This window comes from Ornithinimicrobium carbonis (genome assembly GCF_977012275.1).
On sequence record NZ_OZ348993.1, the window covers coordinates 783,182 to 807,201 of the forward strand.

At 74.0% G+C, this 24,020-nt stretch carries 23 protein-coding genes; 14 read left to right on the forward strand and 9 right to left on the reverse strand.

Features of this window, described 5'->3' with window-relative positions; translation table 11 throughout:
• Nucleotides 1-8 precede the first annotated feature (8 nt).
• From ACWHYA_RS03625 to ACWHYA_RS03675, 11 genes are all read left to right on the forward strand, one after another.
• Nucleotides 9-1,469 (forward strand): cytochrome ubiquinol oxidase subunit I, encoded by a 1,461-nt coding sequence (locus ACWHYA_RS03625; RefSeq protein WP_425943062.1) that lies wholly within the window; start codon nucleotides 9-11, stop codon nucleotides 1,467-1,469.
• A gap of 28 nt (nucleotides 1,470-1,497) precedes the next feature.
• The gene (gene cydB / locus ACWHYA_RS03630; protein ID WP_425943061.1) at nucleotides 1,498-2,592 is read left to right on the forward strand and encodes a cytochrome d ubiquinol oxidase subunit II; all 1,095 of its coding nucleotides are present in this window, start codon (nucleotides 1,498-1,500) and stop codon (nucleotides 2,590-2,592) included.
• Entirely contained in the window at nucleotides 2,589-6,263 is a 3,675-nt protein-coding gene (gene cydC / locus ACWHYA_RS03635; RefSeq protein ID WP_425943060.1) for a thiol reductant ABC exporter subunit CydC, read from the forward strand. Before cydB ends, cydC begins: the two co-directional genes overlap by 4 nt.
• A 10-nt stretch (nucleotides 6,264-6,273) precedes the next feature.
• Entirely contained in the window at nucleotides 6,274-6,609 is a 336-nt protein-coding gene (locus ACWHYA_RS03640) for an LPXTG cell wall anchor domain-containing protein (protein WP_425943059.1), read from the forward strand.
• A gap of 148 nt (nucleotides 6,610-6,757) precedes the next feature.
• Entirely contained in the window at nucleotides 6,758-8,209 is a 1,452-nt protein-coding gene (gene purB, locus ACWHYA_RS03645; RefSeq protein WP_425943058.1) for an adenylosuccinate lyase, read from the forward strand.
• Nucleotides 8,206-8,622 carry a barstar family protein gene (locus ACWHYA_RS03650; protein WP_425943057.1) on the forward strand — a complete coding sequence of 139 codons (417 nt, stop codon included), beginning with the start codon at nucleotides 8,206-8,208 and terminating at the stop codon, nucleotides 8,620-8,622. The genes purB and ACWHYA_RS03650 overlap by 4 nt, the downstream gene beginning before the upstream one ends.
• Nucleotides 8,619-9,245, forward strand: a complete 627-nt coding sequence (locus ACWHYA_RS03655; RefSeq protein ID WP_425943056.1) for a ribonuclease domain-containing protein — start codon at nucleotides 8,619-8,621, stop codon at nucleotides 9,243-9,245. Before ACWHYA_RS03650 ends, ACWHYA_RS03655 begins: the two co-directional genes overlap by 4 nt.
• On the forward strand, nucleotides 9,242-9,640 hold the full coding sequence (locus ACWHYA_RS03660; protein WP_425943055.1) for a PPOX class F420-dependent oxidoreductase: 399 nt from the start codon (nucleotides 9,242-9,244) through the stop codon (nucleotides 9,638-9,640). The genes ACWHYA_RS03655 and ACWHYA_RS03660 overlap by 4 nt, the downstream gene beginning before the upstream one ends.
• A gap of 36 nt (nucleotides 9,641-9,676) precedes the next feature.
• Nucleotides 9,677-9,958: a metal-sensitive transcriptional regulator gene (locus ACWHYA_RS03665; RefSeq protein WP_425943115.1), complete on the forward strand. Its 282-nt coding sequence runs from the start codon at nucleotides 9,677-9,679 to the stop codon at nucleotides 9,956-9,958.
• A gap of 30 nt (nucleotides 9,959-9,988) precedes the next feature.
• Nucleotides 9,989-10,234: a heavy-metal-associated domain-containing protein gene (locus tag ACWHYA_RS03670; RefSeq protein ID WP_425943054.1), complete on the forward strand. Its 246-nt coding sequence runs from the start codon at nucleotides 9,989-9,991 to the stop codon at nucleotides 10,232-10,234.
• 121 nt (nucleotides 10,235-10,355) lie between these two features.
• Entirely contained in the window at nucleotides 10,356-12,569 is a 2,214-nt protein-coding gene (locus ACWHYA_RS03675) for a heavy metal translocating P-type ATPase (protein WP_425943053.1), read from the forward strand.
• A 366-nt stretch (nucleotides 12,570-12,935) separates the two neighbouring features.
• On the opposite strand, the gene ACWHYA_RS03680 is transcribed toward ACWHYA_RS03675, so the two are convergent.
• The 7 genes from ACWHYA_RS03680 to ACWHYA_RS03710 all read right to left on the reverse strand — a co-directional run bounded on the left by ACWHYA_RS03680 (nucleotide 12,936) and on the right by ACWHYA_RS03710 (nucleotide 20,082).
• Nucleotides 12,936-13,583, reverse strand: coding sequence for a VOC family protein (locus ACWHYA_RS03680; RefSeq protein WP_425943052.1), 648 nt, complete (start codon nucleotides 13,581-13,583; stop codon nucleotides 12,936-12,938).
• Between the two features lie 30 nt (nucleotides 13,584-13,613).
• Nucleotides 13,614-14,435, reverse strand: a complete 822-nt coding sequence (locus ACWHYA_RS03685; protein WP_425943051.1) for a TrmH family RNA methyltransferase — start codon at nucleotides 14,433-14,435, stop codon at nucleotides 13,614-13,616.
• A complete protein-coding gene (locus ACWHYA_RS03690; protein WP_425943050.1) occupies nucleotides 14,428-15,294 on the reverse strand; it encodes an HAD family hydrolase in 867 nt (288 codons plus the stop codon). The genes ACWHYA_RS03685 and ACWHYA_RS03690 overlap by 8 nt, the downstream gene beginning before the upstream one ends.
• Nucleotides 15,295-15,337: 43 nt before the next feature.
• Complete coding sequence (locus ACWHYA_RS03695; protein ID WP_425943049.1) at nucleotides 15,338-16,639, reverse strand: ABC transporter permease; 1,302 nt, start codon at nucleotides 16,637-16,639, stop codon at nucleotides 15,338-15,340.
• Nucleotides 16,636-17,520, reverse strand: a complete 885-nt coding sequence (locus tag ACWHYA_RS03700) for an ABC transporter ATP-binding protein (protein ID WP_425943048.1) — start codon at nucleotides 17,518-17,520, stop codon at nucleotides 16,636-16,638. The genes ACWHYA_RS03695 and ACWHYA_RS03700 overlap by 4 nt, the downstream gene beginning before the upstream one ends.
• Before the next feature lie 223 nt (nucleotides 17,521-17,743).
• Entirely contained in the window at nucleotides 17,744-18,400 is a 657-nt protein-coding gene (locus ACWHYA_RS03705; protein WP_425943114.1) for a response regulator, read from the reverse strand.
• A gap of 53 nt (nucleotides 18,401-18,453) precedes the next feature.
• A complete protein-coding gene (locus tag ACWHYA_RS03710; protein ID WP_425943047.1) occupies nucleotides 18,454-20,082 on the reverse strand; it encodes a sensor histidine kinase in 1,629 nt (542 codons plus the stop codon).
• A gap of 150 nt (nucleotides 20,083-20,232) precedes the next feature.
• Between ACWHYA_RS03710 and ACWHYA_RS03715 the strand changes: the two genes are divergently transcribed.
• On the forward strand, nucleotides 20,233-20,742 hold the full coding sequence (locus ACWHYA_RS03715; RefSeq protein ID WP_425943046.1) for a hypothetical protein: 510 nt from the start codon (nucleotides 20,233-20,235) through the stop codon (nucleotides 20,740-20,742).
• On the opposite strand, the gene serS is transcribed toward ACWHYA_RS03715, so the two are convergent.
• Complete coding sequence (gene serS / locus ACWHYA_RS03720) at nucleotides 20,723-22,006, reverse strand: serine--tRNA ligase (protein WP_425943045.1); 1,284 nt, start codon at nucleotides 22,004-22,006, stop codon at nucleotides 20,723-20,725. The two genes, ACWHYA_RS03715 and serS, sit on opposite strands and share 20 nt — an antisense overlap.
• A gap of 53 nt (nucleotides 22,007-22,059) precedes the next feature.
• On the opposite strand from serS, the gene ACWHYA_RS03725 reads away from it, so the two are divergent.
• Nucleotides 22,060-22,254 (forward strand): hypothetical protein, encoded by a 195-nt coding sequence (locus tag ACWHYA_RS03725; protein WP_425943044.1) that lies wholly within the window; start codon nucleotides 22,060-22,062, stop codon nucleotides 22,252-22,254.
• Nucleotides 22,251-23,330 carry a diacylglycerol/lipid kinase family protein gene (locus tag ACWHYA_RS03730; RefSeq protein ID WP_425943043.1) on the forward strand — a complete coding sequence of 360 codons (1,080 nt, stop codon included), beginning with the start codon at nucleotides 22,251-22,253 and terminating at the stop codon, nucleotides 23,328-23,330. Before ACWHYA_RS03725 ends, ACWHYA_RS03730 begins: the two co-directional genes overlap by 4 nt.
• 25 nt (nucleotides 23,331-23,355) lie before the next feature.
• On the opposite strand, the gene ACWHYA_RS03735 is transcribed toward ACWHYA_RS03730, so the two are convergent.
• Entirely contained in the window at nucleotides 23,356-23,805 is a 450-nt protein-coding gene (locus tag ACWHYA_RS03735; RefSeq protein WP_425943042.1) for a DUF4446 family protein, read from the reverse strand.
• Between the last annotated feature and the right edge of the window lie 215 nt (nucleotides 23,806-24,020).

Below are 24,020 nucleotides of genomic sequence, written 5' to 3' on the forward strand. Positions count from 1 at the left end.
GAGAGGCCATGGACGCACTGGACCTTGCACGGTGGCAGTTCGGGATCACCACCGTCTACCACTTCTTCTTCGTGCCGATCACGATCGGGCTGAGCCTGCTCGTGGCGATCATGCAGACGCAGTGGATGCGCACCCGCAACCCGCAGTGGCTGCGGCTGACCAAGTTCTTCGGCAAGCTGTTCACGATCAACTTCGCGCTCGGCCTGGTCACCGGCATCGTCCAGGAGTTCCAGTTCGGGATGAACTGGTCGGACTACTCCCGCTTCGTCGGCGACATCTTCGGAGCACCGCTGGCGATCGAGGCGCTGCTGGCGTTCTTCCTCGAGTCGACCTTCCTGGGCCTGTGGATCTTCGGGTGGGGACGGATCCCGGAGAAGCTGCACGCCTCGTTCATGTGGCTGGTGCACGTCGGCACCGTGCTGTCGGCCTACTTCATCCTCGCGGCCAACTCGTTCATGCAGAACCCGGTCGGCTACTGGATCAACCCCGACACCGGCCGCGCCGAGCTGACCGACTTCCTGGCCGTGCTGACCAACCCGGTGCAGCTGGTGACCTTCCCGCACGTGGTCGCCGCGGCCTACATGACCGGAGGTGCGTTCGTGCTGGCCTTCGCGCTGTGGCACCTGTGGCGCAGCCAGACCCCCGGCGGCGACCTGCCGATGTACCGCAGGGCCGCGCGCCTGGGCGCCTGGGCCCTCCTGGTCGCCGGCGTGGCCGTCGTCGGCACCGGCGACGTGCAGGGCAAGATCATGACCGAGGTGCAGCCGATGAAGATGGCGGCCGCCGAGGGACTCTACGAGGACGTCCCCGAGGGTGAGGGCGCCCCCTTCTCGATCATCACCGTGGGCACGCTCGACGGGACCGAGGAGGTCTGGGCGCTCACCGTGCCCAAGCTGCTGTCCTACCTGGCCACCGGCGACCTGGAGGGCGCGGTCGAGGGGATCGACCACATCCAGGAGCGCTACGAGCAGACCTACGCCGGCAGCGAGCTGACCGAGGTCGAGGACTACCGCCCGCTCATCCCGGTGACCTACTGGTCCTTCCGGCTGATGATGGGCCTGGGCTTCGCCGGGATGGCGGTCGGCGCCGCGGTGCTGTGGCGGCTGCGCGCCCGCGACGGCGAGCACGGACACCGCCTCACCTCCCCCTGGTGGGGCTGGGCCGGGGCACTGGTGCTGTTCATGCCGCTGCTGGCGAACAGCTTCGGCTGGATCTTCACCGAGATGGGCCGCCAGCCGTGGCTGGTCATGGGCCTGATGACCACCCAGACCGGGGTCTCCCCCGGGACCACGACCGGCGAGGTGCTCACCTCGATGCTCGTCTTCACCCTGCTCTACGGCGCGCTGGCGGTCGTCGAGGTCGCCCTGATCCTGCGCTACGGCCGGGCCGGCGCCGAGCAGGTCCCCGAGGACGCGTCCTACGACCCGCGGGACCGGTCCGACGACGACGCCTACGTCTTCACCTACTGAGAACACGGCATACCCAAGGAAACGGATCATGGAACTCACCACCGTCTGGTTCATCCTCATCGCCGTGCTGTGGGTCGGCTACTTCGTCCTGGAGGGGTTCGACTACGGCGTGGGCACCCTGCTGCCGGTCCTCGGTCGGGACGAGACGTCCGGCACGGGCACCGACGCGGTCCGGCACACCGGCGAGACCCGGCGCCGGCAGATGCTGTCCTCGATCGGCCCGTTCTGGGACGGCAACGAGGTGTGGCTGCTCACCGCCGGCGGCGCGACGTTCGCCGCGTTCCCGCACTGGTACGCCACCCTGTTCTCCGGCTTCTACCTGCCTCTGCTGCTCATCCTCGTCGCGCTCATCGTGCGCGGGATCGGCCTGGAGTACCGCGGCAAGGTCGACTCGACCAGCTGGCGCGCCCGGATGGACGCGATGATCGTCGTCGGCTCGTTCCTGCCGGCGCTGCTGTGGGGCGTGGCGTTCACCAACATCGTCGTCGGCGTTCCGATCGACCAGGACATGGAGTACGTCGGGGGCTTCTTCAACCTGCTCAACCCGCTCGCCCTGCTCGGCGGCCTGGTCACGCTGACCCTCTTCGTCACCCACGGCGCGCTGTTCGTGGCGCTGAAGACCGACGGCCGGCTGCGCCACGACGCCCGGGCCCTGGGTCTGAGGGTCGGCGTCGTCTCCGCCGTCCTCGCGGTGGTCTGGCTGGGCCTGGTGCACGCCCGCACCGGCGGCCTGCTGTCCTGGGTGGCCGCGGCGCTGGCCGCGGCGGCCCTCGTCGCCGCGCTGCTCATGGCCTGGCGCGGCCGCGAGGGCTGGGCCTTCGCCGGGACCTTCGGCGCGATCGCGCTGGCGACGGTCTCGCTGTTCCTGGCGCTGTTCCCCGACGTCATGCCCTCCAGCCTCGACCCCGCGTGGTCGCTGACGGTGGAGAACGCCTCCTCCAGCCAGAAGACGCTGGGCATCATGACCGTCGTCGCGGTGATCTTCACCCCGATCGTGCTGCTCTACCAGTCGTGGACCTACTGGACCTTCCGCAGACGGATCTCGGGGCACCACATCCCGACCGACGTCCACCACGCCGCCGTCACCGGGGAGACCCGGCCCACGGTGGCCGGGCGGCGGTGAGCCGCCGCAGCGACGACCCGAGGGGCCGGTCCGCGCGCCCCTTCGACCCCCGCCTGCTGCGGGCCCTCCCCGCCACGCGCGGACCGGTGGCGCTGCTGTCGGTGCTCGGCGTGCTGGGTGGGGTCACCGCGGTCGCGCAGGCGGTCGTCCTGGCCCTGCTCGTCGCGCAGGTGGTCGGGGGCGGGCCCCTCGGACCGGTCCTCGCGGGCCTGGTCGCGCTGCTCATCCTCCGCGGGGCGCTGGCCGGGGCCGGGGAGTATGTCGCGCGCCGGGCCGGGCAGCGGGTGTCCGGCCAGGTGCGCCTCGCCGTGCTGCGCCGCTGGTCGGCCCGCCCCGAGGAGGAGCGTCCGCCGACGGACGTGGCGCTGACGCGGGCCACCGACGGGGTGTCGGCCCTGGAGCCCTACGTCGCCCGCTACCTGCCCGCGCTGGTCACCGCAGCGGTCGTGCCGGTGCTGGCCGTCGTCGTGCTGGCCGTCGTGGACGTGTGGAGCGCGCTCATCGTCGTGCTCACCCTGCCGCTCCTGCCGGTCTTCGCCGCGCTCGTGGGTCAGCACACCCAGGAGCAGACCGAGCGACGGTGGGGGGCGATGGCCCAGCTGGCCGGGCACTTCCTCGACGTGGTCCGGGGACTGCCCACGCTGGTGGCCTACAGCCGGGCCCGCCACCAGGTCGCGGTGGTGCGCGAGGTCGGTGAACGGCACCGTGCCGCCACGACGGCGACGCTGCGGACCGCGTTCCTGTCCACCGCGGCCCTGGAGCTGCTGGCCACGATCTCGGTCGCGCTCGTCGCCGTGGCGGTGGGGCTGCGGCTGGCCTACGGCGCGATGGACCTCAGCGTCGGCCTCGTGGCCATCCTGCTGGCCCCCGAGGCCTACTGGCCCGTGCGCCGGGTCGGTGCCGAGTTCCACAACGCCGCCGACGGGTCGACCGCGCTCGCCGAGCTGGCTGCCGACGGGGTGCTGGACGTCGACCCCGCACCGGCCGAGGACGGGCGGGAGGTCGACGCTGCACCGGCCGAGAACGGGCGGGAGACCGACGCGCAGCAGGAGGGCACCGGGGGCACGCAGGAGCAGGGCCCGGCCGAGCGCGTGGGGCTGCACGCGCTGTCCTACGCCCACCGGGGCCGCAGCCGCACGCTGGTGGATGTGGACCTGTCCACCACGGTCGCACCCGGCCTGACCGCGCTCACCGGACCGTCGGGGGCCGGCAAGACGACCGTGCTGGAGCTGCTGGCCGGCCTGCGGGTCCCCACCGCGGGCTCGGTCACCGCCCCCCGCGCCCACCTGGCGAGCCAGCGGCCGGTCCTGCTGCCGGGCACCGTGCGTGACAACCTGCTGCTCGTGGCGCCCGGCCTGCCGACGTCCGGGCCGTCCGGGCTCCAGGCCGGTCCCCGCGTCGACGACCGGGACGGGGTCACCGACGACGCCCTCGTCGACGCCCTTCGCCGGGTCGGTCTCTGGGACGACCTCGCGGACCGCGACGGGCTCAACACCGACCTGGGCGAGGACGGCTTCGGCCTCTCCGCCGGCCAGCGCGCCCGGCTGGCGCTGGCCCGGGCGCTGCTGTCCGACGGGCCCCTCGTCCTGCTCGATGAGCCGACCGCCAACGTCGCCGCCGGCTCCGTGCCCCTGCTGCACGGGGTCGTGCTCGACCTCGCCGCGCACCGGCGGGTGGTCGCGGTCACCCACGACCCCGACCTCGTGGCCCTGGCGGACGACCACTGGCACCTGGAGCCCGCACCCCTCGAGGACCGGGGGACGGCACCCAGGCTGCACACCACCCGGGCCGCACCGGTCGCCGCGACCGCCCGGGGAGCCCGGACCGCCCGTGACCGGTCCGGCAGCACCTCGACGGACCGCACCCTGCCCGTCCCCGACGCAGGGAGCGCCTCGGCGGACGGGCCCGCCGACGACCACGACCGCATACCCCTGCTGAGGGCACCCCGGGGCCGCGCCGGCCTGGCCGCCGCCTGCCTCCTCGGCGGCCTGTCGGTCGGGGCCGGCGTGGCACTGACGGCCACGTCCGGGTGGCTCATCGTGCAGGCCTCGACGCAGCCGGTCGTGCTCACCCTCATGGTCGCCATCGTGGGGGTGCGGGCGTTCGGGCTGGCGCGGCCGGTGCTGCGCTACGCCGAGCGGGTCCTGTCCCACGACGTGGCGCTGGCCGACCTGGCCGACCGGCGGGCGGAGGTGTTCGCGCGGCTCGTGCCGCTGACCCCCGCCCGGCTGGGGCGGAGGAGCCGGGGTGAGCTGCTCACCGCGGTCGTGCGCGACCTGGACGACGTCGTCGACGAGCAGGTCCGGGTGACGGTGCCGGCCTGGTCGACCGTGATCGCCACCGTCGTGGGCGCCCTCGTCGCCGGGTGGCACCTGCCCGTGGCTGGGCTGGTGGTCACCCTCGGCGGGCTGCTCGTCCTCGGCGTGGGTGCGACCGGGTATGCCGCTGAGCGGGCCGCGCAGGGGTCCGTCGTCGCGGCACGTGGTCGGGTGCGGCACACCGTGACCGCACTGGTCTCGCGGCTGCTGCAGGTGCAGGCCACGACGGGGCTGCACGCCGACCGGACCCGTCTGCTCCTCCCGGTGGTGGACGGCGAGCGCGACCAGCTGCGGGCCGAGAGCAGGTTGGCGGCCGCCCGGGGCGGGACGATGGCGGCCCTGTGGCTCGTCGTGGCCGGGACCACCGCGGCGGTCGCGGTGCTCGTCACCGCCGCGCACTCCGGCGGTGACCTGAGCGGCCCGTACGCCGCGCTCGTCGCCCTGGTCCCGATGGCCCTGGCCGACGCCTGGGTAGGGCTCGCCGACGTGGCCGGAGCCCGGGCCCGGGCCCGGGCGGCCGCCGCCCGGTTGGACCGGGTGCTGGACCAGGAGCCCGCCGTCGCCGGGCGGGGACGGGAGCGGCTGCCGGCCGGTGCACCGACGGAGGTGCGGTGGGACGGCGTGGGGGCGCGCTGGCCGGCGCATGTCGCCCGTGCCGGGCACGAGTGCGGCGTTCCGGCGCCCGGCGTGGCCGCCGAGGCCACGGCCCCCGGCGTGCACGTCCGGCTGGACCTGCCGCCGACCGACCTCGATCTGCCCGCCGGGGAGCGGATGAGCCTGACCGGCCCCAACGGCACCGGGAAGTCGACCGCTCTGGCCGTGCTGGCCCGCCACCTCGACCCGGAGGTCGGTCGGGCGACGGTGGCCGGGACCGACCTGCTGGACCTCGACCTCGAGCAGACCCGCTCCCGGATCGCGCTCGTGGACGACGAGCCGCACGCCTTCGCCGGCAGCGTCCGGGCCAACCTCGCGCTCGCCGCCCCTCACGTCGACGATGCGGCGATGAGGACGGCGCTGCGCACCGTCGACCTGGGCCACTGGTTCTCCACCCTCCCCCAGGGCCTGGACACCCCGCTGACCGGGCTGTCGGGCGGCGAGCGCGCCCGGCTGTCGATGGCGCGGGCCCTGCTGGCCGACCGTCCGCTCGTGCTGCTGGACGAGCCGACGGCGCACCTGGACGACGCCACCGCCGAGCGGGCGCTCACCGGCCTGGACAGGCAGGTGGGCGCCGCGGCCACCGTCGTCGCCGTCAGCCACCGCCCGGTCGGTCCGGCGCGCGACTGGCCGCAGGTCCGCCCGGGTGGTGACCGGCTCCTCGCTGCTGCGCAGGACGGGGGGCGTCCGGTCCACTAGCGTGAGCGCCATGTCCGACATCGACCCGATCTGGTGGATCGTCCTGGGGCTGGTGGTGCTGGCCGCGCTCCTGGCGTGGTTCTTCATCTCCCGCCGCAAGAAGCAGGAGCAGGCCCGCACCGAGGCCTCCCACCTGCGCGAGCGCGCCCAGGGCGGGGAGACCTACGTGGCCGGCGCCGAGGACCGCGCCCGTGAGCTCCGGGAGAAGGCCCAGGACGCCGAGCAGCGCGCCCGGCGGATGCAGGACGAGGCGGACGAGGCGACCAGGGTGGCCCGCGAGCACCGGGACCGGGTGACCGACGACTACCTGCGCGCCGACGACATCGACCCGGACGCCAAGCAGTGACCGAACCGGCCTGACGACCGGACGGCTGCCCGGCCTGACGGCCTCACGGCCTCACGGCCTGACGACCTGACGACCGGACGACCGGACGGTAGAGCCCGTCACGACCAGGCTGCACCACCCCAGTCCGTCGGGCTGAGAAGATGGGCCCATGCCGCTGCCTGCCGCCCGCACGCCCCTGTCCGAGCTGACCCCGCCGATCGCGCTGGGGGCCCTCGACGGCCGCTACCGCGGCGCGGTCGCCCCCCTCGTCGACCACCTCTCCGAGGCCGCGCTCAACCGGGCCCGGCTGCACGTCGAGGTCGAGTGGCTCCTCCACCTCGTCGGGCAGCAGGTCGTCCCGGGGGCCCCGTCGCTGAGCGACGAGGAGCAGGCGGCCCTGCGGGCCGTCGTCACCGGTTTCGACGCCGCCGCGATCGAGGAGCTGCGGGCGATCGAGGCCGAGACCGTCCACGACGTCAAGGCCGTCGAGTACTTCCTGCGCCGTCGCCTGACGCAGATCCTGGCCCGCAGCGACGGCGACGACACCTCACGGGCCGACGCGTTCGGCGAGCTGGTCCACTTCGCCTGCACCAGCGAGGACGTCAACAACACCTCCTACGCCCTCATGGTGCAGGGGGCGGTCACCCAGGTCTGGCTGCCCCGCGCGACGGCGCTCGTCGACCAGCTGTCCACGATGGCGCGGGAGCTCGCGGACGTCCCCCTGCTGGCCCACACCCACGGCCAGCCGGCCACCCCCACGACGATGGGCAAGGAGCTGGCGGTCCTTGCCTGGCGCCTCAGGCGCCAGCTGCGCCGGGTGGAGGGAGCGGCATACCTGGGCAAGCTCAACGGGGCCACCGGCACCTACGGCGCGCACGTCGTGGCGGTGCCCGACGCCGACTGGCAGCAGGTCAGCCGCACCTTCGTCCAGCACCTGGGGCTGACCTGGAACCCGCTGACCACGCAGATCGAGAGCCATGACTGGCAGGCCGAGCTCTACGCCGACGTGGCCCGGTTCAACCGGATCCTGCACAACCTGGCGACCGACGCATGGACCTACATCTCGATGGGTTACTTCGCCCAGGTCCGCGGCCAGGGCACCGTCGGGTCCAGCACGATGCCGCACAAGGTCAACCCGATCCGGTTCGAGAACGCCGAGGCCAACCTCGAGGTGTCCAACGCCCTGCTCGACGTGCTCGCGACCACGCTGGTGACCAGCCGCCTTCAGCGCGACCTCACCGACTCCTCGATGCAGCGCAACATCGGCACCGCGCTGGGGCACGGCCTGCTCGCGCTGGACAACGTCTCGCGCGGGCTCGCGGGTCTGGACGCGGTGCCGGAGGCGATGGCCCGCGACCTCGACGCCAACTGGGAGGTGCTCGCCGAACCGGTCCAGTCCGTCATGCGGGCGCTCGCCGCGCGCGGGGTCGAGGGGATGACCAACCCCTACGAGCGGCTCAAGGAGCTGACCCGCGGCCGTCGCATCGGTCAGGCCGAGCTGGTGGAGTTCGTCCGGGGGCTGGGCCTGCCCGCCGAGGAGGAGGAGCGGCTCGTCGCGCTGACCCCGGCCACCTACACCGGCCTGGCGGCCGAGCTCGTCGAGCACCTGGCGGACGCATGATCCTCGTGCCCGCCGAGCGTCTCGACGGGGTGCGCACGCACCTGGCCGACGCGGGGTATGCCGTGGTCGAGGCGACCACGCCCGTGGACGCCGACCTGCGCAGGACCCAGGCGGAGCTGGCCGCCGCCCTGCGGCTGCCGTCCCCCGCGGAGCGCAACCTGGACGCGATGGCCGACACCCTGCGCGACCTGCACCAGATCTGGGACGGCCGGATGGTCGCGCTGCTGTGGAAGGACGCCGAGCGGCTGGCCTGTGCGGACGGTCGGGGCTGGTGGATCCTCGGGGAGATCCTCGACGACGTCGACGCCCTGACGGTGGTGGCCTTCGGCGAGGCGAGGATCGGCAGGCCGCCGGCCGGGTCGGACGTCGGGCCCGAGCGCGGCCGGGACAGGGACGCAGGAGGGGACCGGTGAGGCTGAGCCGGCCGGTGGCGGCCGTGCTGCTGGTGCTGGTCGTCCTGCTGCTCGTCTGGCTGATGCTCGGCCAGGGCGGGGCCGGGGAGGGCCCCGGCGCCGACGCCCCCCGGCCCGGCCCCACGACGCAGGACCAGGGCCAGACTCCTGTCGAGGACGGCACGCCCGGGGAGCCGGACGAGGGAACGGCGGACGACGGGTTCGCGCCGTTCGACGCGGACGCCGAGGACGAGTCCCCCGTCGGCGCGTCGGGCGACGGCACGGCGGGCGACGGCGGCGACGCCGCGGGTGCGGACGAGCCGCGGGGGGTGGACACCCGCGACTGGGACGGCATCGACGCGTGCTGGGACGACGTGCTGCCCGACGAGCTCGACGAGGTGGCCGACGACGTCGAGGACGGCGGCCCCTTCTCCTATCCAGGCAAGGACGGGTCGACGTTCGGCAACTTCGAGGGCTTCCTGCCCGACGAGTCGCGCGGCTACTACCGCGAGTACACGGTGGAGACGCCCGGACTGGACCACCGCGGCGCCCGACGGATCGTCACCGGCGGCGGTGCGGCCGACCCGGAGGTCTGGTACTACACCGACGACCACTACGAGAGCTTCTGCGAGTTCGCACCGTGACCACGACCCTGGACGGGCTCGGGGAGCCGGGCGCCACCTTCCTCGCCGAGCGGCACCTGGCGACGCTCTCGACGTTCGGCCCGGGCGGCCTCATCCACGTCGTCGCCGTCGGGTTCACCTGCTGGGACGGCGTCGTGCGCGTCATCACCAGCGACGGGAGCCAGAAGGTGCGCAACGTCGAGCGCGACGCGCGCGCCACCGTCGCCCAGGTCGACGGGAGGCGCTGGCTGAGCATCGCCGGCCGGGCGGTCGTCGAGCGCGACCCCGAGGCGGTGGCCCTGGCGGAGGAGCTGTACGCCAGCCGCTACCGGCCGCCCCGGGTCAACCCGCGGCGGGTGGTGATCCGGCTGACGCCGGAGCGCCTGCTGGGCTCGCGGTCGCTGCTGACGTCCTGACGGAATACCCCAGAGGGGTATGCTGTTGGCATGGCTGTGCACGGATACACCGGATCGAAGGACGACTACCTCAAGCGGCTGCGCCGCATCGAGGGACAGGTCCGCGGCATCGCCCGTATGGTCGAGGAGGACACCTACTGCATCGACGTGCTCACCCAGGTGAGCGCGGTGACCAAGGCCCTCCAGGCGGTCAGTCTCGGCCTGCTGGAGGACCACATCGGCCATTGCGTCGTCGACGCGGCCAAGGAGTCCGACGAGGCCGGGCAGGCCAAGGTCCGCGAGGCGTCCGACGCGATCGCCCGCCTCGTGCGCAGCTGACCCCATCACCCACCGACGAAGGAGCAGCCCATGACCAGCCCCGACACCCCCGTCCAGAACCAGACCACCAAGATCGTCGTCAGCGGCATGACCTGCGGCCACTGCGTCTCCTCGGTCACCGAGGAGCTCAAGGAGGTCGACGGCGTCCTCGACGTCCGGATCGAGGACCTCGTCAAGGGCGGCGACACGGACGTCTTCGTCGAGTCCGACGGCCCGCTCGACCTCCCGGCGGCCCGCGCGGCCGTCGAGGAGGCCGGCTACACCGCCTCCGTCTGAGTCGCCCGTCGACCCGACCGGGCGCCCGCCACCGGGCGTCCGGTCGACCCGGGCCGCACCCGGGCCGGCCGCATCAGACCGGCCCACCGGCACCACCCCGCACCCCTCCCGAGCAGGAGCCATGAGCACCAGCACGAAGCCCACCACCGACACCGCCGCCCAGCACGTCGACCTGGCGATCACCGGGATGACCTGCGCCTCGTGCTCGTCGCGCATCGAGCGCAAGCTGAACAAGCTCGACGGCGTCGAGGCCAGCGTCAACCTGGCCACGGAGAAGGCGAGCATCAGCTTCCCCTCGGCGCTGTCGGTCGCCGACATCGTCGCCACGGTCGAGAAGACCGGCTACGGCGCCACCCCGCTGGAGGACGAGCGCGGTGTGCGGGCCCCGGCGATGACCCACGACGTCGTCAGCAAGGACTCCCTGCGGGCGCGGATGATCACCGCCAGCGTCCTCGCCGCCGTCGTGGCCGTCCTGCACATGGTGCCGCCCGTCCGGGAGTCGCTGGGCACGACGGGGCACTGGTTGCAGTTCGTGCTGACCCTGCCGGTCTACCTCTGGGCGGCCTACCCCTTCCACCGCGCCGCCGCGATCAACGCGCGCCACCTCTCCTCGACCATGGACACCCTCGTCTCGGTGGGGACCACCGCGGCGATGGGATGGTCCGTCGTCGCGCTGTTCACGGGCTTCACCCACGACCTCTACTTCGAGGTCGTCGCGGTCGTCACGGCGTTCCTGCTCGTCGGCCGGTACATCGAGGCGCGGGCCAAGGCCCAGGGGCGCTCGGCCCTGGCCTCGCTCATGGAGCTGGGCGCCAAGGACGTGGCCGTCCTGCGTCATGAGGCCGGCAGCGGTGCCTGGACCGAGTCCCGCATCCCGGTCGAGGACCTCACCGAGGGGATGCGCTTCGTCGTCCGTCCCGGCGAGAAGATCGCCACCGACGGCCGGGTCGTCGACGGGGCGAGCACCGTGGACGCCAGCATGGTCACCGGCGAGTCGATGCCGGTGGAGGTGGCGACCGGTGACGAGGTCACCGGAGCCACCGTCAACGGGCACGGGCGGCTGGTCGTCGAGGCCACCCGCGTCGGTCGGGAGACCACCCTGGCCAGGATCACCGAGCTCGTCGAGCAGGCCCAGACCGGCAAGGCCCCGGTGCAGCGCCTCGCCGACCGGATCTCGGCCGTGTTCGTCCCCGTCGTTCTGGTCCTGGCCGCGCTGACCTTCCTGGTCTGGCTGGTCGTCGGCGGCTCCGTCGCCGGGGCGCTGGCGCCCGCCGTGGCCGTGCTGATCATCGCCTGCCCCTGCGCCCTGGGTCTGGCCACGCCCACCGCCCTGCTCACCGGGACCGGCCGCGGCGCCGAGATGGGCATCCTCATCAAGGGCCCGCAGATCCTGGAGTCCACCCGCCGGGTGGACACCGTCGTGCTCGACAAGACCGGCACGCTGACCACCGGCGAGCCCGTCCTGGGCGACATCGTCACCACCGGCGCGCTCTCCGAGGAGGCGGCGCTCAAGGCCGCGGCCGCCGTCGAGTCCGGCAGCGAGCACCCGGTCGCCCGGGCGATCGTCGAGGGCGCCCGGGAGCGGGGCGTCGACGTCGTGCCCACGACCGCCTTCACCAGTCTGCCCGGCCAGGGTGCCCGCGCGACCATCAAGGACACGCAGGTCACCGTCGGCAAGGCGGACCTCTTCGAGGAGGTGCCCGCCGAGCTGCGGGCCGCGCTCGACGCCGGTACCGGGACCACCGTCCTCGTCGGCTGGGGCGGCGTGGCCCGCGCGGCCCTCACCGTCACCGACACCCCTCGCCCGACGAGCGCCGCCGCGGTGGAGCGCCTGCGCGAGCTGGGCCTCACGCCATACCTGCTGACCGGGGACAACGAGCACACCGCGCGCGCGATCGCCCGCGAGGTCGGCATCGACGAGGGCAACGTCGACGCCGGGGTGCTGCCGCAGGACAAGTTCGCGCACGTCAAGGCCCTCCAGGAACGGGGCCGGGTCGTGGCGATGGTCGGCGACGGGGTCAACGACGCCGCGGCCCTCGCCCAGGCGGACCTGGGCATGGCCATGGGATCGGGCACCGACGTGGCCGCCGAGTCGGCCGACATCGTGCTCATGCGCTCCGACGTCGAGGCGGTCGCCGACGCGATCGGCCTGTCCCGCAAGACGCTGCGCATCATCAAGGAGAACCTTGTCTGGGCGTTCGGCTACAACACCCTGGCGATCCCGCTGGCCGCGTTCGGGATGCTCACCCCGATGATCGCCGGCGGTGCGATGGCGATGTCGTCGGTGCTCGTGGTCCTCAACAGCCTGCGGCTGCGGGGCTACGGCAAGGGCTGACCTGCCCGCCGCCCGGGCGCGACGGACCCTTCGCGATTCGTGCAGTCGATCGATGCCCCGCCAGGGGCCACGGGCGACTGCGCGGCCGAACGGCACGTGCCCGGGCCGCCGACGGATGGCGGGCCGAGACTCACGTGCCCGGGGGCCCGCCGATCAGCGGCCTGGAACCACCGACGCAGCCACTCTGTCGTCCGTGCAGTCGATCGAGGCCCCGCCAGGGGCCGCAGGCGACTGCACAGGAGTAGTGGGCGCCGGTACTGGCCAGCCCTGCCAGCCCACCAGCCGGCCCTACGACGCACAACCCCACATCCTGCCGTCGCGGCCATCCAGCGCCGAAACCTTCACCGGCGCGGCCGGGCGGCGGCCTCAGACGACGACGCGTCCCTCGGGCGTCTCGAAGGTGACCTCGTAGAGGCACGGGCAGGCGTCGTCCTCGACGAAGCCGAACTCCACCTGCGACTCGAAGGCCCCCTCCGGGGCGTCGCCCAGCCCGAGCCAGGCGCGGACGATCGGCGGCTCGCCGCCGATCGTCAGACCGGCCAGCCGGGCGCGAGACTCGGCGAGCTGGCTCGGGTGGTCCTGCGCCGGCGACTCCCACCGGACGAAGAACGGCAGGTTGCCGTTGTCGATGACGTTCTTGACGCCGATCTGGCGCCAGCGCAGGTCAATGCCCTGGGGGGTGTGCCGGTTGCCCTCGACCGAACCACGGCCCAGCCGCTCCTCGACCGGACCGAGGTCGTCGACCGCGACGACCCACGCCATCCAGCCGCCGCCGCGGGCGGACCGTGCCTTGACGGCCTGGCCGAACGGCGCCTTGTCCGAGGCCGGGTGGTCCAGGCAGGCGACGACCTCGAGGTAGCGCTGCTCCGCCAGCGGCAGGATGACGTTGCGGGTGCCGAACCGCGGGTGGACCCCACCGTCGACCGGCGAGACCCCGAGCTGCTCCCCCAACCGTTCCGCCGTCTCCTGCAGACCCTCAGGACCGGCGGCGTAGCTCACGTGGTCGATGCGCATGTCGTCATCGTGGCACACGCCACAGGACGGTCAGGAGCCGCCCCGGTCCCGCCGTTGGCGGACGGCCTCGTACAGCAGGATCGCGGCCGACGTCGAGACGTTGAGCGAGTCGGCCCGCCCGACCATCGGGATCCGGACCCGGTGGTCGGCGGCGTCCAGGACCTCCCGGGTCAGCCCCTCCTTCTCGGTGCCCACCGCCACGGCCACCGCCCCGGTCCAGTCGACCGCGGTGTGCTCCGTCTCGGTGTCCGGGGTGGCGGCGACGAGGGGTATGCCGTGCGCGCGCAGCCAGGCGAGCGTGGTCGCCGTGTTGTCCGAGGCGACGGGCACCGCGAAGACCGTCCCCTTGGAGGCCCGCACGGTGTTCGGGTTGCCCCAGTCCGTCACCGGGTCGGCCGCGACCACCGCGTCCACCCCGGCGGCGTCGGCCGTGCGCAGCATCGCCCCCAGGTTGCCCGGCTTCTCCACCGACTGGCACACCAGGACCAGCGGGTCCGCCGGCAGGTCCAGGTCGGCGCAGCGGCGGTCCACGGTGGGCACGACGGCCAGGAAGCCGTCCGGCCCCTCGCGGTAGGCAGCCTTCTCGAAGGCCGCGCGGGACAGCTCCACCAGCTCGGTCCCCAGGCGACCCGCACGCTCCAGCACGTCGGAGGCCCGCGCCCGGTCCCCCATGAGCTCGGGGCAGACGTAGAGCGCCTCGGGCACGACCCCGGCCGACAGCGCGAGGTCGAGCTCCTCGTAGCCCTCGACGAGCGTGCGCCGCTCCGCGTCCCGGGTGCGGCGGCGGCGCAGGCCGGCGAGCGCCTTGACCCGGGGGTTGGCGGGCGAGGTGATGACCAGAGGATCAGGCAAGCTCGGCCAGGACCTCCTCGAGCGCGTCCACCAGGCCGTCCTCCTCGACGGGACCGGTGACGCGGTCGGCGGCCGCCAGGACCTCCGGCGGGCCCTGGCCCATGGCATAGCTGCACGCGGCCCAGACGAGCATCTCGCAGTCGTTGCGCTGGTCGCCGACGGCGACCGTGCGGTAGGGCTCGACGTGCAGGTGACGGCGGACCTGCTCCAGGGCCGAGGCCTTGGACACGCCCTCGGGCGCCAGGTCCAGCCAGGCGCTCCAGCCGACGGCGTAGCTGACCCCGTGCAGGCCCATCCGCTCGACGAGCTCGCTGAACTCCTCGGAGGTGGAGCTGGGGTCGCGGAAGGTGACGCGGGTGACCGGCTCGGCCAGCAGCTCCTCCAGCGGCACGACCGTCTCGTCGCCCCACAGCTCCCCGTCGGGGAAGGGGGTGCTGACCTTGAAGCCGACGCCGATGTCCTCCACCGCGATGAGGGCCCCGGGCAGCTCGCGCCGGACGAGGGAGACCGCGGGGGCCGGGTCGAAGGTGACGACGTCGACGAGGCGGAAGCCGCGCTCCGACCCCAGGTCGACCTCGACCGTGACGGCTCCGTTGGAGCAGACCGTCAGCCGCCCCTCGGTGAGCAGGCCCAGCTGCTCCATCACCGGCAGGGTGGCCACGACCGACCGGCCGGTGGCGATGACCACCTCGACGTGCTCCAGCGCGTCCAGGCGGCGGACCACCTCCACCACGCGGGGCGAGAGCGTCCCGTCGTGGTGCAGGACGGTCCCGTCGACGTCCAGGCCGACGAGCAGCCGCTGGTCACGGACGGGGTGACGGGGCTCGGCCGTGGTGCCGGCGGGCTCGGGGCTGCTCACCCTGGCACCCTAACGCGGCCCGACGGCAGCGGGCCGCCGGCGCTCACTCCGAGAGCCGCAGCGCCTTGCGCCAGCTGAGGCTGCCCGAGGTGTGCAGCAGGGCCCGCTGGTAGAGCCGGGTCCCCACGAGGATGGTCACCAGGCAGAACAGGGCCACGAGCACGAGCGCGAGGACCGGCTCCCACCAGGCGGCGTCCCCCTCCAGGATCCGCAGCGGCATCAGGAGGGTCGACAGGAGCGGCACGAAGGAGGCGACCTCACGCCATACCCCCTGCAGGTTCAGGGCGGCGATGAAGGCGACCACGAGGACCATCGTCAGCGGCATCGTCGTGGACTGCAGGTCCTCGGTCCGGGAGGCCAGCGCCCCCGCCGCGGCCCAGATGCAGGCCAGGGCCACGAAGCCGAGGAGGAAGAAGGGCAGGTACCAGCCGATCGCCTCCGCCAGCCCGGGCAGCGCCACGTCGAGGTCGGTGAAGGTCAGCCCCACGAGGGCGGTGGCGACCAGCAGGGCCATCTGCCCGAACGCCAGCAGGGTGTTGCCGGCGACCTTGCCCATGAGCAGCTGGCGGACCGGGATCGCCGCGGCCAGGATCTCCACGATCCGCGACTGCTTCTCCTCGACCACCGAGCTGGCGATCTGCATGCCGAACATGATCGCCGCCATGTAGAAGAGGAAGGCGAAGCCGAAGCCGAGCAGGAAGCTCACCTGCTCCGACATGCCCTCGTCGTCGGTGGCCTCGGCCAGGTCGGTCAGCCGGACCTCGGTGCCGGCGGTCAGCTCGGTCACGCTGGTCCCGGCCGCCTCCGCGTTGGCGGCCAGGGCGTCGGTGCGCACGACGTCGGACACCGCGCTCATGAGCGAGGACGGGGGCCCGCCGTCGACGAGCACCTCCCACTCCCCCGGGGCGCCGACCAGCGCCATGTCCACGTCGCCCGCCAGGACGGCCTCCTCGGCCGCCGCCCGGTCCGCGACCTCCTCGGCCGCGACCGTCGGCTCCTCGCCGTCGAAGGACAGCGCGCCCATGGCCGCGGGGTCCACCCGCTCCACGACGGAGGTGGCCCCGGGACCGGAGGTGGCGACCCGGTAGTCGGTCCCGCCGCCGGCGAAGAGGGCCGGCACGACCATCGCGCCGAGGATGAGCACGACGGTGAAGACCGTCGACAGCAGGAAGGTCCGGTCGGTGAGCCGCACCTGCACCTCGCGGGCGGCCACGAGGGTCCAGGGTGCGCGGCGCGTCGCCCGCCCGGCGTCGGCCGCCGGGGACCTCCCGGCGGCACCGGCACCGGCGGGGGTGCCGGCCGGGTCCGTGCCGAGCGTGCTGCTGGTCGTCTGCGTGGTGCTCATACGGAGGCCACCTCCCGGTAGATCTCGGACAGGGTCGGGACGATGCGGGCGAACTCGCGCACGCCGCCGCGGGCGACGGCGTCGACGAGGAGCCGTTCGGCGACCTGCTCGTCGGCCGGGGCGAGCACGGCCGACGGCCCGTCGACGTCGAGGACCTCGACCCCGGGCACGCCCCGCACCCAGCCCGTGTCGCCGGACATGGTGAGCCGGTAGCGCAGCGGGGCGCCGGCCCGCAGCTGCTCCGCGGAGCCGTGCGCGACCACCCGTCCCTGGTGCAGCACGACGATGGAGTCGCAGAGCCGGTCGACCAGCTCGAGCTGGTGGGAGCTGAAGAGCACCGGCACCCCCCGCGCGGTGTGCTCGCGCAGCAGCTCGCTCATCTGGTCCACCGCGGAGGGGTCCAGGCCGGAGAACGGCTCGTCGAGGACGAGCAGGGTCGGGTCGCCCAGCACCGAGGCGATGATCTGGGCCCGCTGCTGGTTGCCCAGCGAGAGGGTCTCCAGCTTGTCCTTGACCCGCTCCCCGAGGCCGAACCGCTCCAGCAGCTCGCGGGAGCGCTCCCGGGCGGCCGGGGCGCTCATCCCGTGCAGCTGGCCCAGGTAGGTCAGCTGGGGCAGCACCGGCTGCTTGGGGTACAGGCCCCGCTCCTCCGGCATGTAACCGAACCGGGCCCGGTCGGCGGCGGTGACCGGACGGCCCTGCCAGCTCACCTCCCCCGCGGTCGGGGCCAGCACCCCCATGACCATCCGCATCGTCGTGGTCTTGCCGGCACCGTTGCCGCCGACGAAGCCGACCATCGCGCCGCGCGGCACGGTGAAGCCCACCTCGTCGACGGCCAGCACGTCGCCGTACCGCCGGGTCAGTCCCCTGAGCTCGAGCACTCGTCCGCCCTCCTGTGGTCGGGGTCCGGGCGGCGTGGCCCGGTCGTCCCGTGTCGTCGTGTCCTGCTCGACGCTAGTCCGGCTCCGGCCCCTGCACATCGCCCGTGCGGGCGAGATCCGCGTCCGTCCGGGGTCGCACCCCCTGGTCGCGGCTCCCTCCTGGGAGGGGGTCGGGGCCCCGGCGCGACCAGCCCCGCCGCACGGTTCCCTCCTGGGGAGCTGGTCAGGCCCCCGGTGCGACCAGCCCCGCCTCGTAGGCGGCCACGACCGCCTGCACCCGGTCGCGCACCCCGAGCTTGGCGAGCACGTTGGACACGTGCGTCTTCACGGTCGCCTCGCTGACGTAGGCCTCGCGGGCGATCTCGGCGTTCGAGAGCCCCCGCGCGACGAGGACGAGCACCTCCCGCTCGCGCTGGGTCAACGACGGAAGGGGTATGGCGTCGCGCGCCGCCGGGGCGCCGTCCCCCGCCGCGGACGGCCCGCCCGGGGCACCCCCGGCGGCCTCCCCCGCGCCGTTCCCGGTGCTGCGCTCGATGACCCGCCGGGTCACCTCCGGGGCCAGCAGCGCGTGCCCGTGCGCGGCCGCCCGGACGGCGTCGACGAGGTCGTCGGGGTCGGCGTTCTTGAGCAGGAAGCCGCTCGCCCCGGCCGTGAGCGCGTCGAAGAGGTAGTCGTCCCGGTCGAAGGTGGTGAGGATGACCACCCGCACCCCCGGATGGTCGGCCACGATCCGGCGGGTGGCCTCGATGCCGTCGAGCCGCGGCATCTGCACGTCCATGAGGACCACGTCCGGCTCCAGCTCGGCGACGGCGGCCACCGCCCGCTCGCCGTCGGTCGCCTGCCCGACGACCTCCAGGTCGTCCTCGACGGACAGGATCATCGAGAAGCCCTGCAGCAGCAGGGGCTGGTCGTCGACCAGCAGCACGCGGACGCTCACCGGACGGCCCCGGCCCGACCGGACCCGGTCCGGACGGCCACGGTCCGCACCGCCCCGGCCGGAGCAGCGTCGTCTCCCGCACCCTCGGCCCTCGCGACGAGGCTCTGCCCAGCCTCGGCCCGCACGGCCCCGGTCCTCTCGTCCCCGGTCCGCCCGCCTGCCGGAACGGCGCACCCCGGCCCGTCCGGCCCGGGGGTCCCGGAGAGCGGGACCCGCACGAACACCCGCCAGCCGGGCCGTCCGCGGCGCGGGCCTGCCTCGACCCGGCCACCGAGGTGGGAGGCCCGCTCCCGCATCCCCATCAGGCCCAGGCCGGTGCCGGCGGTGCCTCCGCGGGCCGTCCCGTCGTCGACGACCTCGACCTCCAGGCATCCCGCGGCCTCGTCGACCCGCACCACGGCCCGGGCCGAGCGCGCCGTGGAATGCCGGTGCACGTTGGCCAGCGCCTCCTGCACCACCCGGTAGGCGGTGAGCTGCAGCGGGGGCGCGACCCGCGCCGCCGCGCCGTCCGCAGCCTCGACCACGTCGACGACGACCTCGCAGGTGGGGGTGCTCGCGCGCCGGGCCAGCTCGGGAAGGTCGGCCAGCGTGGGCTGGGGGGTGCGGTCCTCGGCCGCCGTCCCGGGGCCGCCCGCCGCCGGCTCACCGGCGCTCCCGCCTCCGACACCCCCCTCTCCGGCGCTCCCGCCACCGGCACTCCCCCCGGCGTCCCCGACGCCGACCGTTCCGTCACCCTCCCCGTCGCTGCGCAGCGTGCCGAGCAGGCCCCGCATCTGGGACACGGCGTCGCGGGAGGACTGCTCGACGGAGGACAACGAGGCCGCCGCGGCGTCCGGGTCCTTGCCCATCACCCGTCGGGCGGCCGCCGCCTGAACCCCCATGACCGAGACGTGGTGGGCCACGACGTCGTGCAGCTCCCGGGCGATCCGCAGCCGCTCCGCGACGACCGCCTGGTCGCGCAGCCGACGGGCCTGGGCCGCGATCGTGCTGGCCTGCTCCACCACCTGGGCGGTGCGTCGCGCACCCTCCCAGGCGACCTGCCCCAGGACGATGGCCCCGCCGAAGAAGATCGCGTTCACGAGGAGGGTGTAGCCGACCATGCCGGTCACCGGCGTGAACAACCCCGCCCCCGGTTCCGTCTCGGACCCGAACGAGCTGAGCATCTGCTCCAGGCCCCGGCCCAGGGCGAAGGTCCATGCCAGCCAGGCGGCCATGAGCGTCAGCATGAGACCGACGGCCGCGAGCAGCGCCCGGCGGTCCTTGGCCCAGGCCACCCCGGAGAAGATGAGGAAGAAGTAGAGCGCCTGCATCGGCAGGGTGCTCATCGTCATCGGCACGAGCAGTCCCAGGACCAGCATGTGCACCCCGGCGAGGGCGGTGACCAGCACGGGATGGCTGCGGCGGATCGCCACGAGCGCGGCCGCGGTGACCATCCCTACGTACTGCCAGCCCACCCCCAGCCGCTCGTCCTCGAACGCGCCCAGGCTGCGCAGCAGCTCGGCACCCAGGACGCTCACGACGAGGGCCAGGACCGCCAGCCACACGTCCCGCACGACCGCGCGTCGATCCGGAGAGGGCCGCTCCCACTCCACGTCCACGCCGAACCACCGGGCCACCCGCATCATCCGGCCAGGGTATGCCGCAGCCGCCCGCCTCCGCCTCGGCCGCACGGCGGAGACCCCACCGGGCCGGGCCTCCGCCGCGGGTCGGAGACGCACGGACCAGAAGCGGGTCGAGCCCTGGCCCTCCTGCCGGTCCGGGGGCACGCTGGACCCATGGACTGGCTCCCGGACGACTGGCGGCACCCTGACCGGCTGGACCTGCGGACCGGCCACCACCTCCGGCCGATCCGCGCCGCCGACGTCGAGATCGACCATCCCGCCGTCATGGGGTCGCGCGAGCGCCTGTGGGAGATGTACGGGCAGGTCTGGGGCTGGCCCCCGGCGACCATGACGCTCGAGCAGGACCGCGAGGACCTGGCGCGGCACGAGCGCGAGATCGCCGAGCACCGGTCGTTCAACTACGCCCTCTTCCCCGACGAGGCGGAGTCGGCGCTGCTGGGCTGCGTCTACGTGGACCCGCCGGAGAAGGTCGGCGCCGACGCCGACGTCTCCTGGTGGGTCGTCGACGACCTGGTCGGCACGCCCGCCGAGGCCGCGCTGGACGAGGCGGTCCCGGTCTGGCTGGCCGCGCGGTGGCCCTTCGACCGGGTGCGCTACCCCGGCCGCGAGCTGTCCTGGGCCGAGTGGGAGGCCCTGCCCGAGGTCAGTCCCCCGCGGGGGTGAGCGATTCCATACCTGAAAGGAAGGGGCGCAGCGCCTCCGGGACGTGCACGGACCCGTCGGCCTGCTGGTGGTTCTCCAGGAGGGCGATGATCGGGCGGGTGCTCGTCAGTGCGGTGCCGTTGAGCGTGGCCACGGTCCGGGTGCCGCCGCCCTGGGGGTCGCGCTCACGGATCGCCAGCCGCCGGGCCTGGAAGGTCGTGCAGTTGGACGTCGACGTCAGCTCGCGGTAGCGGCCCTGGGTGGGGATCCACGCCTCGCAGTCGTACTTGCGCGCGGCCGCCCCGCCGAGGTCGCCGGCGGCGACGTCGATGACCCGGTAGGGCAGCTCGAGGGCGTCGAGGATGCGCCGCTCGATCCGCAGCAGGTTGGCATGCTCGGCCACGGCGTCCTCGGGGCGGCAGTGGACGAACATCTCGGTCTTGGTGAACTGGTGCACCCGGAAGATGCCGCGGGTGTCCTTGCCGTAGGACCCTGCCTCACGCCGGTAGCAGGTGGAGGTGGCGGCATACCGCAGCGGCCCGTCGGACAGGTCGACGATCTCGTCGGCGTGCAGGCCCGCGAGCGCCACCTCGGAGGTGCCGGTGAGGTAGAGGTCGTCGGCCTCGAGCCGGTAGACCTCGTCGGCGTGCGCGTCCAGGAAGCCGGCCCCGTCCATCGTCGCCGGGCGCACGAGGGTCGGCGGCACGACGGGGACGAAGCCCTCCTCCTGGGTGATCTGCTGGGCCAGGCCCATGAGGGCGTGCTCGAGCCGGGCGCCGATCCCGAGGAGGAAGTAGAACCGGGCGCCGGAGACCTTGGCCCCCCGGGCGGTGTCGATGGCGCGCAGCGCCTCCCCGAGCTCGAGGTGGTCGCGCGGCTCGAAGCCCTCGGCGGAGAAGTCCCGCGGAGCGCCGACCTCCTCCAGCACGACGAAGTCGTCCTCCCCGCCGGCGGGGACACCGTCGATGATGAGGTTGCCGATCCGCCGCATCTGGGTCGCGCGCTCGGTGGCGGCCTCGTCGGCCTCGGCCTGCAGCTGCTTGACCCGGGCGGACAGCTCCTGGGCCCGGGCGACCAGCGCCTGCTTCTCCTCCCCCTTGGCCTGGGCCACCTGCTTGCCGAAGCTCTTCTGCTCCGCGCGAGCGGACTCGAAGGCCGCCAGCGCGGAGCGGTGCCGCTCGTCGGCGGCGAGCGCGGCGTCGACCGCGCCGGGGTCCTCGCCCCGCGCGGTCTGGGAGGCACGCGCACGGTCCGGGTCGGCGCGCAGGTCGCGGATGTCGATCATGGGCCCAGCCTAGCCACGGTCGGACCACCCCCGGGGGCCGATACCGTGGAGGTATGCAGAGCGAACCGAGCTGGGTCATGCTCGCCGTCGCCGTCCTCCTCGTCGCCGGGCTCACGGCCCTGGCGGCCTGGCTCGCGGTGACCGAGGCGAGGGCGGTCCGGCCGGTTCCGGCCGGGCGGGGGCGCCGGTCCGTTCCGGACCCGCCGAGCACGTCCCCGACGACCGACTCCGAGAAGGGCACGAAGTGAGCGAGCACGAGCAGGGGGGTGGCCGCCGCGCGGCCATCGTCGTCAACCCGACCAAGTTCGAGGACGTGGACAAGGTCCGGGCCCTGGTGACGAAGATCTGCCACGAGGAGGGGTGGGCCGACCCGCTGTGGCTGGAGACCACCCCCGAGGACACCGGGACCGGCCAGACCCGGCAGGCCGTCGAGGAGGGCGTCGACCTCGTCTGCCCGCTGGGCGGTGACGGGACGGTCCGCACCGTCGGTGCCGAGCTGGCCGGCACCGACGTCGCGATGGGCCTGCTGCCGGGAGGGACGGGCAACCTGCTGGCCCGCAACCTGGACCTGCCGGTCGACTCCCTGGAGAAGTGCCTGCGGATCGCCCTCACCGGGCACGACGCCCGGATCGACACCTGCCACCTGGACCTCGTGCGCCCGACGTCGGCGCAGATCGCCGCCCGGGTCGCGGACGAGACCGACCCGGCGAAGACGCTGGACTTCTCCGACGCCGTCGACGACCGCTCGAGCGAGGACGTCCGCGAGGAGCACGTCTTCCTCGTCATGGCCGGCCTCGGCTTCGACGCCGAGGTGATGGCCGCGGCGCCGGAGAAGCTCAAGGCGAGGGTGGGCTGGCTGGCCTACCTGGTCGCCGGTCTGCAGCACCTCAAGGGCCCGCAGTTCACGGTGGCCGTCAAGCTCGACGGCGGCCCGCCCCTGCGGCGCAAGGTGCGCAGCGTCGTGGTGGGCAACGTCGGCCGGTTGCAGGGCGGGATGGAGCTGCTGCCCGACGCCGTCGCCGACGACGGCAGCGTGGACGCCGTGCTGCTCTCCCCCGAGGGGATCGTCGGCTGGGGCGCCACCTTCGCCCAGCTGGTGACCCGTCAGCGGGTCGGGCACAGCCGGGTCGACCACCTGCAGGCCAAGGAGGTGCGCGTCGTCTCCGACAAGCCCGTCGAGATCGAGATCGACGGCGACACCCTCGGTGAGGCGATCGCCATGCGGGTGCTCACCCAGCCGGGCAGCCTCGTGGTCCGCCTGCCCGCGCAGGAGCGGTCCCACCGGCGCTCCCACGGCCACCGGAAGGCCGCGGCGCTGAGCTGAGGCCAGGGGTCGGTGCCGGCGCGGATCAGTCCGGCGACCCGGTCCGGGCAGCGTCGATCGCCTGCCGCTCCTCAGGTGTCAGCACCACCTCGGACCCCCCGTCGACGATGCCCTTCGCGTAGGTCCGGCTCTCCCCCCGCGCGTGGATCGAACTGATCACCAGGCCGTCGCCGGTGTCGTCGAGGACGGCCGCGCTGAAGGACAGCCGCCCGCCCATGTCCCCGAAGGCGTCGTAGCGCACGACCGCCACGTGCCGCAGCGCCTGGGAGGCCTCCGCGCCCAGCCGGGCCGTCTCCTCCTCGACCGCCGTCAGCCGATCCCCCTCCGGCGTCGAGGGGACCCCGGCCGCCACCAGCCTGCGCACCTGACGGTCGAGCACCCGCAGGCGCCGCCAGGCGACCGCGGCGAGCAGCAGCGCCAGCACTGCGACGGCAGCGGCGATCCAGGCCAGCGTCTCGGGGTCGGGTCGGTCCACGGACTGAGGGTATGCCGTCCTCCTCACCCACCCACCGGCGTGTCGCGCACCGTGCGCTGCCGCTGCGGCGTGTCCCGCGTGCTGGGCCGGCCCGTGCAGCACGCGACACGCAACAACGGGGACTCAGCGCCCGTCGGCCACCACCGAGCCGGAGCGACCGTCGTCAGGTCCTGCCCGGGCGGGCCGTGGGACGATGCGGTCGACGACCGAGGAGG